Genomic DNA, 13,591 nt, shown 5'->3' on the forward strand with positions numbered 1-13,591 from the left:
CGGCGCAGAAAGAGAAATGCAGGCGGTGAAAGGGACGGACGATTGTTGAACGATTTAGAACGTATAAAATTCGCTGTACTTTTCGGAAGCATTTTCGACAAAAACGCTATTCTGCGTCAAGAGGACGCCGAAGGCGTTTTTTGTTTAGACGGGTGGTACGGAAGAGGAATTAGCAGGCTTCGCGCAGCAGTTTCTCGTACGCAATCTTGCGTTGGGCAGATTGATCCTCGCGTTGGATCAAATCAGGATAAGTCAACGTGGGAGTTGCGGCGCTATGGGTCAACAGTATTTGAAAAGAATCGGTCTTTCGTTGAAGCTGATTATAACCGAAGCAGTATTGATCCAGATAGGATTGGAGATGCTTGGGGCCAATTCCGCTGAATGTCCAGTTGATCCAGTTGGAAGCATTCGAAGCAATCTCAAGAAGCGGTCTGTATCTGTGAATGCTGAATTCCTGAATGATGACGGTGACGTCGGCTTTCGCGGAATCGATATGTTTTTGGACGAATTCGTGACTACCCCGAGAGGTAATTCGATCTTGAATGAGATGGTCGTCGGGAACCTGCTTGATCTTGAGATGGGTGATTCCAATCTCCGCGCAGACCGTTCCGCCCAAAATCAGAGGCTGCTTTTGAGGATGGCGGAAAACCGTTGGATTGTAGGGACGGCCGTATTTCCCATAATTGACCCGTACCAGTCCGGAAAGCAGCTCTTGGGAATCGCAGGCCGACATGGCATGACGAATCTTGTGACAGATCAACCATGCGGTCTTGTAGGTGGTACCGATAACGGAAGCCAGGCGGGATGCGCTGATTCCTTGCGGACGGGCATGGAGAAACAGAGCCTGAAACCAAAGCGTCAGTGGCGTCCGGCTGCCCTCCATGATCGTGCCGACGATCAACGAGGTTTGACGGCGGCAGGAGCGGCATTCATATAAGGGCAATCTGCGGGTGCGGAGTTCGTAGCATTCTCGGTGCCCGCAGCTTGGACAATTGAACCCGTTAGGCCAACGCGCGTGAAACAAAGCCTCGGCGCATACGGCTTCTGTGGCGTAGCGAGTGCGAAATTGTTCGAACGTCATTTCGTTGGGCATGGGAACCACCACCGCTTTCATTGGCGATTAAACGATATCGTCGGGAAGAGAAGTCATCCATCCAGAACGTATGTTCTTATTATAATTCATATTTGGATTTTTTACAATATTTTATATAAAAATATTCATCAAATGGAAGCGGATTGGCCGTAGTTTGATTATAGGATCGGAAAGTGAACGGAATCCGGAAATTCGAGCGATTTCTGAGGGAAAGGGATAATGGCCATAAGGGTGAAAAAGACAGTAATGAAGGCGAAAGAGACGGTAATGGAGGCAGAAAAGACGGTAGTGAGGGCGGAAAGACGTACTTGGGATGGAAAAGACGGTAATTAGGGTGAAAAGTGAGCGGGAACGGGGCGCATGACATAGGAACTGAGTCGAGGGGATAGTGGCCGTAGGGGAAAAAAAGGAGGGGGAGCGGGCGCCGAATTTTAACGGATTCTGAGCCAAAGGGATAGTGAGCATAAGCAGCCGAATGGGAGGAGAAAGCAGCCGAGAGAAGAAGGAGGACGATGGCGTATAACGAGAGGCAGGATACTGTTGCATAACGAGAGAGGGAGGATGTTTACGTATAACGAGGGAGAGGATGCTGGCGTATAAGCGGGGGAGGAAAAGGGGCGTCGAAAAATCGCGAACAATAGAGAAAGAGCGACCATACGGAAGCAAAGTTCAGGAATTCCGCCCATTTCCCAATAAAACTGAATTATCTGAATATTTAACTTATTGTAAAGATAGGCTATAATGAAGACAGCAACACACCAGCAAGCAAACGAGTTAGCAAGGAGCTACGACAAGGCAGATTGTCCTGCTTCAGGCGAATCGCAGGTGACCAAACGGCGTCTCGCAGCAACTCTTAAGACGGTCCGGCTCACCCCCAACTTTTAATCGCCTGAACTGACAATATACACGACGGGAAGAAGGGAGAATCATCCGATGACGTAGCGACAGGCGAAGCGTGCCAGCATACCTCCCGGCATGCGGGTATCCGAAAGCAAGGGATTTAAGCGACACATAAGCAAGAAGAACGTGAATGGTTACATGCCAAGCATGTTCGGGCAACATTATTCTGAAGCGCATGCAGTGCATGTATCGGAGGTTAGGACGAGTACAAATGAATAGCTTACCGCAACGCTAGCCTCGGCCATGTAGATGCATGGTCGGGGCTTTGGCGTTTTAAACGGCGCAGGTTAGCGGTGAAGCGTAATGCGGAGAAGCTTGTCGTTGGCCGGAGTCCGGGTGTAGTCTTCGAGCGTGTAGCTGATGCGGGAGGCGCCGGACTGGGCGTTGAAGGCTTTTTTGAGATCCGAAGTCACCGTAGTCCCCTTCGTGTAACGGACGACGAGCGCGGATTCGCCGTTGTCGGCGGCTGCGCGGATTTGCTCCGTCAGCTCGGAGACATTGGTAGCGGTATACGAGTCTTCCAAATAAGCGTAACCCATCAAGCCGTGCAGCTGACGGTAGAAGCCCGCTTTGCTCCCGCCTTTCTTGGCGAGATCGGAGACGACTTGACCGTAATCGGTCGAGGCGGCGGGATAACCGTCCGAGGCGGACCATTTGTGATCGACCCGGATTTGGGCGTCGGTCAGATTGTAGTACCCGTATTGCACTTTACCGACGGCGTCCGGCACGGGATCGTTCCAGGTCGTGTCGAGATGGTACCACTTTCCGTCGATCCGTACGAGATTCCACGTATGGGCTCTTCCCCTCGAAGTCCCTTCCGCAATCCGCACGGGCACCCCCGCCTGCTTCATCATTTCGTACGTAAGCAAGGCATACCCCTGGCATACCGTCGATCCGTCGATCAGCCCGTCGTAGGCGGAATGGGAGACAAGGCGGGTATCGTAGGCCAAATTCGCGACGACCCAGTCGTGAACGGTTTTGACCTTCTGATGATCGTTCATGCCGGGAGTTACGATTCTTTTGATAATGGACGCAACTTGTCTGCGCACTTCGGCGGTCTGCGCCAGCGACTCCCAATAAGTAAAGCTGAAGTCGATCGTCGCGGAATTCCCTTTGATCGCAGCCTTATATTTGTAAGTTTTCACGATATAGTGCAAGTAGTCGTCGGAGCGGATGGCGGCTTCGAGGACGTCCTTGATCTCTTGCTTAAGCGTGGCGTTTTTGTTGCCGACGAATTTCAATTGGATCGAGCTCTTCCGCTGGCTGATGGCGGTTACGAGATCTTGCTGCATCCGCGCCTGGGGCGTTGCGCCGTCCGCGGCGTGAACGATCTGGAGCGAGCTGCAGCCCGCAGTCAACAGCAGAATGCCCAACAAGAGCGAGGAAGCGAGCAAAGCTTTGAGTTTGTCGTTCATATTCGTCGTGTCCTCTCTCTCGTACCGCGGGGCAGCGCGCGATTGCGGCCGTATTTTCCCGGACGGTTATATTCGTAATATAGCATACCGTTCGTTAGGCCGTACATCCTTATTCCGGGGGCGGCCGATTTATGATTGTCTCCACGTTTTGCGGTACGCGAGCGGGGTCGTCGTCTCCCGGTCGCGGAACAAATTGATGAAGTGGCTGACGTTGTCGACGCCGACGGACGAAGCGATCTCCGCCACGGGCATGTCGGTGAAGCGAAGCAGCTCCTTGGCCCGGGTGATCCTCGTATGGATCAAGTATTCGTTCGGGGAGAAGCCGGTGTACCGTTTGAATTCCTTGGACAGATGATATTTGTCGACGGAGAACGCCGAGGCTACGTCGTCCAGCTTCAAAGGCTCTTCGTAATGCCGATCGTAATGCTTCATGACGTCCCGCACGAGCGCGGGAATTCCCGGCGCGGCCGACGCGTCGCGGTTCTGTACGGCCAGCAGCAGCTCGGTCAGCAGATCGACGATCAGCCGGGAGCCCGTCAGCTCCGAATGAAACGTTCTTCGTTGGCCGAGAGAAACGATGTCCCCCATAATGGCTGGAATTCTCGAATCGTCGGACAAACGGAGAACGGGGCTGCCGGCAGCGGAGAATCGCTCGTAATAGGCCGGCGAAGAGCCGCCGTTAAAATGAACCCACACCATTTCCCACAGCTCGTCGGGATCGGTTCGGTAATGCTGATATTTGCGGCAGTCGACGTAGAAGAGCTGTCCTGGCGAGAGCACGTAGCTTTTGCCGTCGTAGGTCAGGCTGCCTCTTCCGCTCGTCGTATAGAGGACTAAGTAGGAGTCCAGGTTTTCGCGTTCGGTATAGTAAGCCGGCATCGTACGGAACTTTCCGGATTCTTGTACATAATACAGAGACGCTTTGGCGAATGCGGAAGGGGTGGCGATCGTGCGGATCGAATCGCCCGTCCAGTCGTGAGAGGCGTCTTCCCGGTAGCCGGGCATATCGGATCAACTCCAAGATAGTGTTATTTTTGACCAAGATCGTAGGATGTCAGAGCTGCTGAAAGCATTTACAATCAAGTTATACTCATTATTCCATAAGATAACGGGGTGGTAAACGTGTCTTTCAAGCAAGCGATAAAACCGCCGCGCAAAGCGCGAATCGGATTGTACAGCGTCGGCCTTCGGGCGTATTGGGAACAGTTTCCGGGCCTGCGGGAGCGTCTCGTCGAATACGGCAAAGCGATCGAAGAACGGATGTCCCAATGGGGCGAAATCTACAATTACGGGCTGGTCGATACCGAATACGAGGGGCGCAAAGCGGGCGAGTGGCTGAACGCCAACAACGTCGACCTGGTATTCTGTCATGCGGCCACGTATTCGACGAGCTCCACGGTGCTGCCCGTCCACCAAATCTGCGGGGCGCCGGTCGTATTCTTGAACCTTCAGCCTACCGATCGGATCAACTACGAGCAGACGACGACGGGGGAGTGGCTAGCCCATTGCGGCGCGTGTCCCGTACCGGAGTTCGCCAATGCGTTTAATCGCGCGGGCATTCCTTTCCGGGTCGTCAACGGTTTGCTCGGATTGGAGAAGACGCCGGAGATCTCCCTGACGAACGAGAATACGAGGCAGATGCCGGAGGCGGTCCGCGCATGGCGGGAGATCGAGGAGTGGGTTCGCGCCGCATCGATTCCTCGCAACCTGAAGCATAGCCGGTTCGGGTTCTTGGGCAATACTTACAGCGGCATGCTCGACATGTACAGCGATTTTACGATGGTGCAGGCTCAGACGGGGCTTCACGTGGAAGTGCTGGAGATGTGCGATCTCGACCGTCAGCTGAAGGAGGTCACCGAACGCGAAGTCAAGGAGAAGCTCGAAGAGGTTCGTCAGATGTTCCAGATCAGCGGCGATTCTCCGTCCGATCCGATCGCCAGGAAGCCGAGCGACGAGCAGCTCGACTGGTCGTGCCGGGTCGCCGCCGCCCAAGAGAAGCTCGTTCGGGAATTTGATCTTGACGCGTTATGTTATTATTACCATGGCGCGCCCGGAGGAGAATACGAGAAGCTTCAGGGAGGATTCATCGTCGGTCATTCGCTGCTGACGGCCCGAGGCATTCCGTGTGCCGGGGAAGGCGATCTCAAGACGGCTCTTGCGATGAAGATCTGCGACCTTCTCGGCACGGGAGGCAGCTTCTCGGAGATTGTCGTCGTCGATTACAAGGACGGCACGATCCTGCTCGGGCACGACGGTCCGTTCCATATCGCCATCTCGGAAGGCCAGCCGGTGCTTCGGGGAATGGGGCTGTATCACGGCAAGCAAGGCACGGGCGTATCCGTGGAAGCGAAGGTCAAGACCGGACCGATCACGACGCTGAACGTGACGCAGACGGGAGACGGCAAGCTGAAGCTGATCGTCAGCGAGGCGGAATCGACGGACGGTCCGATCATGCGCATCGGCAACACTCAGACTCCGGTCAAGTTCCGTATGCATCCGGACGACTATATGGCTCGCTGGTTCGCGGAAGCGCCTACGCACCATTGCGCGATGTCCATCGGACATAACGCAGGATTGTTCTCTAAAGCAGGAGAACTAATGAAACTTGAACAAGTCACTCTATAAAGAGAGCGGGAGGAGTCTTGTGTTCCGTATATTTGCTATTTTTCTGGCCGCAGCGCTGCTGACGACGGCGTGCGACTCCAGCACGTCCAAAGGGTACGAGCTGATTTACTCGATGGAGCCGGAAAGCTCAGCCGAGGCGAAGCCTCCTGCGGAGACAAGCGGTCCTCCCGCCCGATATCAAGTTGCCTTCGTTCCGAAGGTCGGGAACGACTATTTCATGTACGCGGCGGAAGGCGCCAGAGAAGCGGCCGAAGATTTAGGCATCGACTTGCTCTACCGGGAGCCTGCAAGCGCGGACGCCGAGCTTCAGATCGAGATCGTCGAAGAGCTGATCGAACGTCAGGTCGATCTGATCGCCTTGTCGGCCAACGATCCGGACAAGCTGGTTCCGATCCTGAGAAGGGCGATGGAAGAAGGGATCGAAGTCGTTACGTGGGACGGAGACACCCAGGCGGAAGGCAGAAGGTTTTTCGTCAATATGGTCGATCCCGAAGTGCTGGGGCGTCATCTGCTGGACACGCTCGCCTTAACGATGGGGGAAGAAGGCAAGTTCGCGATTATGACCAGCTCATTTTCCGCCGCCAACAACAACGAGTGGCTGAAATGGATCAAAGTCCAGCAGCAGCAATACTATCCGGACTTGGAGCTCGTGACGACGGTCACGACGGACGACGTGACGGAGAGAGCCTACGAAGCGGCCAAACAGCTGTTGGCCGACTATCCGGAGCTGGACGGCATTATCGGAAACTCTTCCGTAGCGCCGCCGGTAGCCGCGATGGCGGTCAAGGAAGCCGGCAAGCTCGGACGGGTGAAAGTGGTCGGCCTGTCCAATCCGAATCTGATGAAGGAGCATCTGCTGGACGGCTCCGCGCAGATGTCGACGCTGTGGAGTCCGAAGAAGCTCGGCTATTTGACGATTCAACTCGCCAACGATCTGCTAAGCGGCAAGTTGCCGGTCGATGGCCGGGAAATCGACGGTGTCGGAAATATACGCGTGAACGGGGATATGGTCATTATGGGGGAGCCGCTCGATTTTACGGCGGAGAACGTAGGTCAATATGATTTTTAAGCGTCGGTTCGGATGGAAGCTGCGGGATTATCCGATCGCGTACAAGTTGACCGTCACCTACGTTTTATTGACGGTAATCCCGCTGCTGCTGCTCGTCTACGTGTCCTATACGCAATACGCCAGGTCGGTCGAAGAGCAGATCGGCGAATATATGCCCCGGTTCCTGTATCAAGCGAACGCGGATATCGAGAAGCATATCGACGAGTTGACGAGGCTGCCGGACATGCTCTTCAATTCGGAAGACGTGCTGACGATTCTGCGGCGCGAGACCTACGATCGGAGATCCGCGTTAAACCGGGATCAATACGCGATGAACAGCTATTTGGCGCGCACATACACGAGCGGCAGGAACGCCGACGTCATGGGCGTGTTCGTCTTGTCGAACGGACGTTTGTTCTACAGCGCGAAGGCCGGGTTTAAGGAAGACGATTGGAACGCCAAGCTCGGCGATTATATCGGGGGAGTGAAGACGACGGGCAGTCAAGCGCGCGTCGTGCTTCCGGACGAGATCGACGTAAGTCTGGACACGGATGTTCCCTACGTGTTTATTCATAAACCGATTAGCGATAACGACAATCGCAGAAATCTGGGAACGATGATGATCGCCGTCGACCTGAGCTTTATCGACGACATCGTGCGCAACTTCGAGAAGAACGAGCGGGCGGAGCTATGGGTCATGGCTTCGACGGGCAAAATTATCTACCATACGAACCACCATAAAATCGGCGCGATCGACGAGGAGAAAATCCGGTATCCGACGCTGAACGGCAGCTTCCGGACGAGCGCTTCAGACCCTGCCAAGCTGGTCAGCGTCAACCAGTCTCCCGAGAGAGGCTGGATTCTCGTGCACAGCATTCCTCTCAAGGATTTGACCGAGAGGACGGACCTCGTTCGCAACGTGACCGTTTTCGTCATTATCGGCATCATTCTCGTCACTTCTTTTATCGCCATCCTCTTGTCCTATAGTATGACCCGGCCGCTCAAGAAGCTGAGCAGCCTGATGAAATCCGTCGAGAGAGGGGATTTCCAGGTCGATCTTCAAGTCCGAAGCGGCGACGAGGTCGGGACGCTGGCGCGAAGCTTCAATTCGATGATCTCGACGATCCGGGAATTGATTCAGCAAAATTACCAGATCGAGATTCGCCAGAAGGAGGCGGAGCTGTACGCGCTGCAATCCCAGATTAACCCGCACTTCATGTACAACACGCTCGAGACGATCGGCATGGCGGTCGAAGAGGGAGAGACGGAGCAGGTGGTCGATATGGTCACGCTGCTCGGGAGGATGCTGCGGTTTTCCGTGTCCAATCAATCCAAGTCCGTCGCGATCGCGGAGGAAGTTCAGCACGTGAAAGATTATTTGACGATCCAGAAATTCCGCTTCGAAGACAGGGTGCATTTCGAGATCGTTCAGATGATGGACGACGAGGATTATCATACGCTCTATACTCCGAAGTTCATCCTGCAGCCGATTGTGGAAAATTCGATCAAATACGGACTGGAGACGCGCAAAGCGCTCGAAATCTACCTCTCGGTCAGCCAGGAGTTCGGAGCCCGTTCGGGCAAACGGGACATCGTGTTCCGGGTGCGGGACAACGGTCCGGGCATCAGCGGGGAGCGGATGGAAGAGCTGGAGCAGTCGCTTAAGAAAATCAGCTTCGAAGGACGGAACGCGCACTTCGGACTTATTAACGTCAATGCCAGAATCGTGATGATGCACGGCGCGGATTACGGGCTGCAGCTTCACAGCATTGTGGGCAAAGGCACGGAAGTCATCATCCGGATTCCGATGACCAGAGGGGAGACGATCGCAAATGCAGACGATTAGAACGCTCATCGTGGACGACGAAGCGAGAATCCGCAGAGGCATCGAACGGCTTGTCCTCTCCTGCGGAGAAGGCTGGGAGGTCGTGAAGACGGCCAGCGACGGCAGAGAGGCGCTCGATTATTTTCACGAGACGAACGGCGCGGTCGACTTGCTCATTACGGACGTGAAGATGCCCGAGATGGACGGACTGACCTTGATTCATGAAGCGAAGAAGAGCTTCTCTTTCTATCCTCTGCTCGTCAGCGGCTACGACGATTTTCAATATCTTCAGACGGCGCTCCGGGAAGGCGCGCTTGATTACTTGCTCAAGCCGGTCGACCGCGAGCAGTTCCGCAGCCGGATGGCGGAGATTCGGACGATCGTCTCCGAAGGGCGGTATCAGCGGCAGAAGCGCGGCGAGATGGAGCGGGACGCGGAAAAGCACCGCAAGGCGCGGCAAATTCAGACGCTGAGCTACATCACCTCGATGGATATCGATATGACCTCGCTCGGATACTGGGTCGACGATTTTCCGAGGGGGCAGTACGTGCTGCTCGCGGTGCGCATGGATACGATGCCCGTCAAGACGAGAAGCTACAAGCCCGGGGATTGGAAAGCCTACTTCTATGCGCTGGAAAATATAATGGGCGAAGTGCTGGACAACCACTTCGGAAGTTCGGATCGGCAAGGCTGGTGCTGGAGGGGCGGAGAAGCGGAATTCTGGATGCTGCTCTACAGCCCCGATTCCGAGCTGGAGTGGGAGGAGGCGACCTTCGAGCTGGCGTCCAAGCTCCGCTCCTCGATCCAGACGTACACGCCGTTCTCGGTGTCCGTCGCCTACGGGGATCCGATCGAGGACTTGTACCTGCTGCCGGAAGCGAAGCGGCAAGCGGTAGGGCTCATGAATTACCGGCTTCTTCACGGAGGCAATCGCATCTTTCGCCAGGAGCGCTCCGAAGCGGAGGGGGATGCCGTCCAGACCGGAACGCCGGACAAAGAGCTGGCCGCGGCGCTGCGCAAGCTGAAGCTCGGCGTCGAGCTGGGCCAGGCGGAGGAAGCCCGCGAATGCTCCAGGCGGCTGTTCGAGCTGCTGGATCGGATGGATTCTCCCGAACGGCTGCAGAAGACGGCCAGGAACGCGATGCTCCTCATCCATTCCGCAGGCTTGGAGAATCTCAGCGGCTACGCGATCTCCTTGTCGATTGAGGAAGAGCTGCATAAGGCGGAACGCGCGGCCAATCTGCAAGAGCTGAAGAGGGTCGTGAACGATTTGCTGGAGCGTATTCTGGAAGACATCGGACAGGCTCGCGAGAGCGGCAGCCGCAAGCCGATCGACCAGGCGAAAGCCTGGATGACGGAGCATCTGGACCAGGAGATCACGATCAAGAAAATCGCGGACCAGGTGTACATGAACCCGACCTATTTCAGCGAGTATTTCAAGCAGCAGACGGGGGAGACGATGCTGGACTATTTGACCGGCCTGCGGATCGAACGCGCCAAGACGCTGCTGGACGACCAGAAGCTGAAGATTCAAGACATCTGCGGCCTGATCGGCTATCAGGATGTGAAATATTTCAGCAAGCTGTTCAAACAGCGGACGGGCATGACCCCTTCGAAATACCGGGAACGCCTGCTGCTGCAACATGGAGGAGGAGATTCGAATGGCCAAGAGCAATAAATTCGCCTGGACTTGGACGATCAAAGAGGACCGAGTGGACGAATACGTCGCGCTGCATGCCGAACCGTGGCCGGAGATGATGGAGGAGCATTCCCGGGCCGGCATCCGCAATTATTCCATCTTCCGCAGCGGGAACCGATTTTTCTATTGTTTCGAGTGCGACGACGTGGACAAAGCGTTCGCCTGCGTCGCCGCAAGCGAGGTTTGCCAGCGCTGGAACGCCCTTACGTCGGAGATGGTCGAAGGCTCCTTCGATCTGAAGGAACCGGAGCCGATCCGGCCGATGGCGGAAGTGTTTTATTTGAAATAACCTCATTCATGACCCGAAAGATCACCCCCTTACCTGAATAATGTCCCCTATGGAAGCCCTCCCGACCCCTGTATCCTTAAGCTACACGTTGAGCACCAAGAGAAAGAAGGAGGGGAAGGGAGATGGCAGAGGCGGAATACGTCCTGGAGCTGCGAGGCATCACGAAGATTTTTCCCGGTGTCAAAGCGCTGGACGACGTCTACTTCAAGCTGAAGCCCGGCGAGATTCACGCCTTGATGGGTGAGAACGGAGCGGGCAAATCCACCTTCATCAAAGTGATTACCGGAGTTCATGCCCCCGAGGAAGGCGATATGTTCCTGAACGGACGGAAGGTATCGTTCAAGCATCCGACGGACGCGCAGAAAGCCGGCATCGCGGCGATCTACCAACACGTAACGAACTATCCCGACCTGAGCGTGACCGAGAACATCTTCATGGGTCACGAGAAAATACAGAAAGGCACGCGGCGCATTCGCTGGAAGGAAATGCACGAGGAAGCGGGGCGTCTGCTGAAGGAGCTGGGCGCGGGTTTCAGCCCGAAAACGCTGATGGGCGCGCTGAGCGTAGCCGAGCAGCAAATCGTGGAAATCGCGAAAGCGCTCTCCGTCAACGCCAAAATCATCATTATGGACGAGCCGACGGCGGCGTTGACGAAAAACGAGAGCGAAGAGCTGTACCGCATTACGGAACGTCTGCGGGATAACGGCGCGTCGATTATTTTTATTTCCCACCGGTTCGAGGACATGTACCGTTTGGCGAGCAAAGTGACGGTGTTCCGCGATTCGAAGTATATCGGCACGTGGGACGTTGACGAAATTTCCAACCCTGATCTGATCGTGGCCATGGTCGGCCGGGAAATCTCCCAACTGTTTCCCAAGACGGAGGCGAAGATCGGCGAAGAGCTCCTTCGTCTCGAAGGGCTGGGCAAAACGGGCTATTTCGCGGACGTCTCCTTCTCCTTGAGAAGAGGGGAAATTCTCGGACTCACGGGTCTCGTCGGCGCGGGCCGCACGGAAGTGTGCGAGACGCTGTTCGGCGTATCGAAGCACGACAAGGGAACAATCGTGTTCAAGGGCCAGGAGCTTAAAGTCAAGAGCCCCAAGGAAGCGATGAAGGTCGGCATCGGCTATTTGCCGGAAGATCGGCAGAAGCAGGGACTCGTGCTGCAGTGGGGCATCGGCCGCAACATTACGCTTCCCGCGCTGAAGAGATTTTCGAATAAAGGGATGCTGAACAACCGCAAGGAGCTGGATCTGGCCAAGCAGCTGGCGGAGAAGGTCGGCGTCAAAGCGAAGAGCGTATTCACGCTGGCCAGCGCCCTCTCGGGAGGCAACCAGCAGAAGGTCGTGTTCGCCAAGCTGCTCACCGGAGACTTGGACGTGCTCATTCTCGACGAACCGACCAAAGGGGTGGACGTCGGCGCGAAGTCGGCGATCTACGAGATGATCAGCGATCTGGCGAACGCCGGGTACGGCATCATCATGGTGTCATCGGAAATGCCGGAGATCATCGGCATGTGCGACAGGGTCGCGGTGATGCGCGAAGGGCGGATTACGGCGATTCTCGATCGCGAAGGCTTGACGCAAGAGGCCATTCTGGCCGCTTCGATGGATGACTCGGCGCCCGCGACAGACGGCAAAAGGGGGGCTGGAGCATGAAACAGGCGGCAACGAATTCGGCGGCTCTGCAAGGAGCGGGACACGACAAGAGCGGATCGCTAAGCGCGAACATCGCGAAGTTCCGGGAGCTGGGACTGCTGCTCTTCATCGTGATCCTGTCCGTCGGCGTGCAGCTGCGCAACCCGAGCTTCCTCACCTGGGAAAATATTAGCGACATCGCCACCAACACGGCGATTCTGAGCATTTTGGCGGTCGGCATGATGCTCGTCATCATTACGCGGGGGATCGACCTGTCCATCGGCGCAACATTGGCGCTGTCGGGGATGGTGTCGGCGCTTACGGTCAGCCAGTATCCGGACCTGCATCCGCTGCTCGCGGTCGGCGTCGGCGTCGGAGTAGGGCTCGTATGCGGAGTCGTCATCGGCTTCCTGGTGTCGTGGATCAACATTCTTCCGATCATCGCCACGCTTGGCATGATGAACGTCTTCCGCGGGTTGACGTTCGAGACGAGCGGAGGCAAGTGGGTCAGCGCCCACCAGATGCCGGAAAGCTTCAAGGCCATCGCCACAGGATCGGTATTCGGAATTAACAATCTGATTCTGATCGCGATCGCCATCTACATCGTCGCTTATTATTTTGTCAGCCATACCCGCACGGGAAGAAGGGTATATGCCATCGGCAGCAATCCGGAGTCCGCGGAAATCAGCGGCATCCGGACGGGACGGATTTTGTGGCTGGTCTATTCGATCATGGGCGGTCTGTCCGGACTGGCGGGCGTGCTCTGGGTATCCAAGTTCGCCTCGGCGCAAGGGGATACGGCGTCGGGCTATGAGCTGAGCGTCATCGCCGCTTGCGTGCTCGGCGGGGTCAGCATCGCCGGAGGCGTCGGCAAGCTGTCCGGTGTCATTCTGGGCGCCGTGCTGCTCGGCATTTTGAACAACGCGCTTCCGATGATCAACGTTTCGCCGTTCTGGCAAAATTTCATTCAAGGCTCGATCATCCTCATTGCCGTGCTGGTCAACGCTCTGGTCAAGCGGGGAATCGACCGCAATAACCTGATGAGGAGGAAGATATAAGC

10 protein-coding genes are annotated in these 13,591 nt (G+C 56.0%); 7 read left to right on the top strand and 3 right to left on the bottom strand.

Annotation, left to right across the window (positions count from 1 at the left end):
* Positions 1 to 169 precede the first annotated feature (169 nt).
* The 3 genes from B0G52_RS08240 to B0G52_RS08250 all read right to left on the bottom strand — a co-directional run bounded on the left by B0G52_RS08240 (position 170) and on the right by B0G52_RS08250 (position 4,413).
* Positions 170 to 1,093, bottom strand: a complete 924-nt coding sequence (locus B0G52_RS08240) for a transposase (RefSeq protein ID WP_158223630.1) — start codon at positions 1,091 to 1,093, stop codon at positions 170 to 172.
* Positions 1,094 to 2,280: 1,187 nt separating this feature from the next.
* Positions 2,281 to 3,408 (bottom strand): transglutaminase domain-containing protein, encoded by a 1,128-nt coding sequence (locus B0G52_RS08245; RefSeq protein ID WP_094043045.1) that lies wholly within the window; start codon positions 3,406 to 3,408, stop codon positions 2,281 to 2,283.
* Positions 3,409 to 3,537: 129 nt separating this feature from the next.
* Positions 3,538 to 4,413: a helix-turn-helix transcriptional regulator gene (locus B0G52_RS08250; protein ID WP_094043046.1), complete on the bottom strand. Its 876-nt coding sequence runs from the start codon at positions 4,411 to 4,413 to the stop codon at positions 3,538 to 3,540.
* A 117-nt stretch (positions 4,414 to 4,530) separates the two neighbouring features.
* Between B0G52_RS08250 and B0G52_RS36130 the strand changes: the two genes are divergently transcribed.
* From B0G52_RS36130 to B0G52_RS08285, 7 genes are all read left to right on the top strand, one after another.
* On the top strand, positions 4,531 to 6,033 hold the full coding sequence (locus B0G52_RS36130; RefSeq protein WP_094043047.1) for an L-fucose/L-arabinose isomerase family protein: 1,503 nt from the start codon (positions 4,531 to 4,533) through the stop codon (positions 6,031 to 6,033).
* A 19-nt stretch (positions 6,034 to 6,052) separates the two neighbouring features.
* Positions 6,053 to 7,102 (top strand): autoinducer 2 ABC transporter substrate-binding protein, encoded by a 1,050-nt coding sequence (locus B0G52_RS08260; RefSeq protein WP_233162487.1) that lies wholly within the window; start codon positions 6,053 to 6,055, stop codon positions 7,100 to 7,102.
* Entirely contained in the window at positions 7,092 to 8,927 is a 1,836-nt protein-coding gene (locus B0G52_RS08265) for a sensor histidine kinase (RefSeq protein WP_094043048.1), read from the top strand. Before B0G52_RS08260 ends, B0G52_RS08265 begins: the two co-directional genes overlap by 11 nt.
* The gene (locus B0G52_RS08270) at positions 8,914 to 10,584 is read left to right on the top strand and encodes a response regulator transcription factor (protein ID WP_094043049.1); all 1,671 of its coding nucleotides are present in this window, start codon (positions 8,914 to 8,916) and stop codon (positions 10,582 to 10,584) included. Before B0G52_RS08265 ends, B0G52_RS08270 begins: the two co-directional genes overlap by 14 nt.
* The gene (locus B0G52_RS08275; RefSeq protein WP_094043050.1) at positions 10,568 to 10,894 is read left to right on the top strand and encodes an L-rhamnose mutarotase; all 327 of its coding nucleotides are present in this window, start codon (positions 10,568 to 10,570) and stop codon (positions 10,892 to 10,894) included. Before B0G52_RS08270 ends, B0G52_RS08275 begins: the two co-directional genes overlap by 17 nt.
* 122 nt (positions 10,895 to 11,016) lie before the next feature.
* On the top strand, positions 11,017 to 12,552 hold the full coding sequence (locus B0G52_RS08280) for a sugar ABC transporter ATP-binding protein (protein ID WP_094043051.1): 1,536 nt from the start codon (positions 11,017 to 11,019) through the stop codon (positions 12,550 to 12,552).
* The gene (locus B0G52_RS08285; RefSeq protein ID WP_094043052.1) at positions 12,549 to 13,589 is read left to right on the top strand and encodes an ABC transporter permease; all 1,041 of its coding nucleotides are present in this window, start codon (positions 12,549 to 12,551) and stop codon (positions 13,587 to 13,589) included. Before B0G52_RS08280 ends, B0G52_RS08285 begins: the two co-directional genes overlap by 4 nt.
* Positions 13,590 to 13,591 lie beyond the last annotated feature (2 nt).

It is taken from the genome of Cohnella sp. SGD-V74 (assembly GCF_003001675.1).
Lineage (GTDB): Bacteria > Bacillota > Bacilli > Paenibacillales > Paenibacillaceae > Cohnella.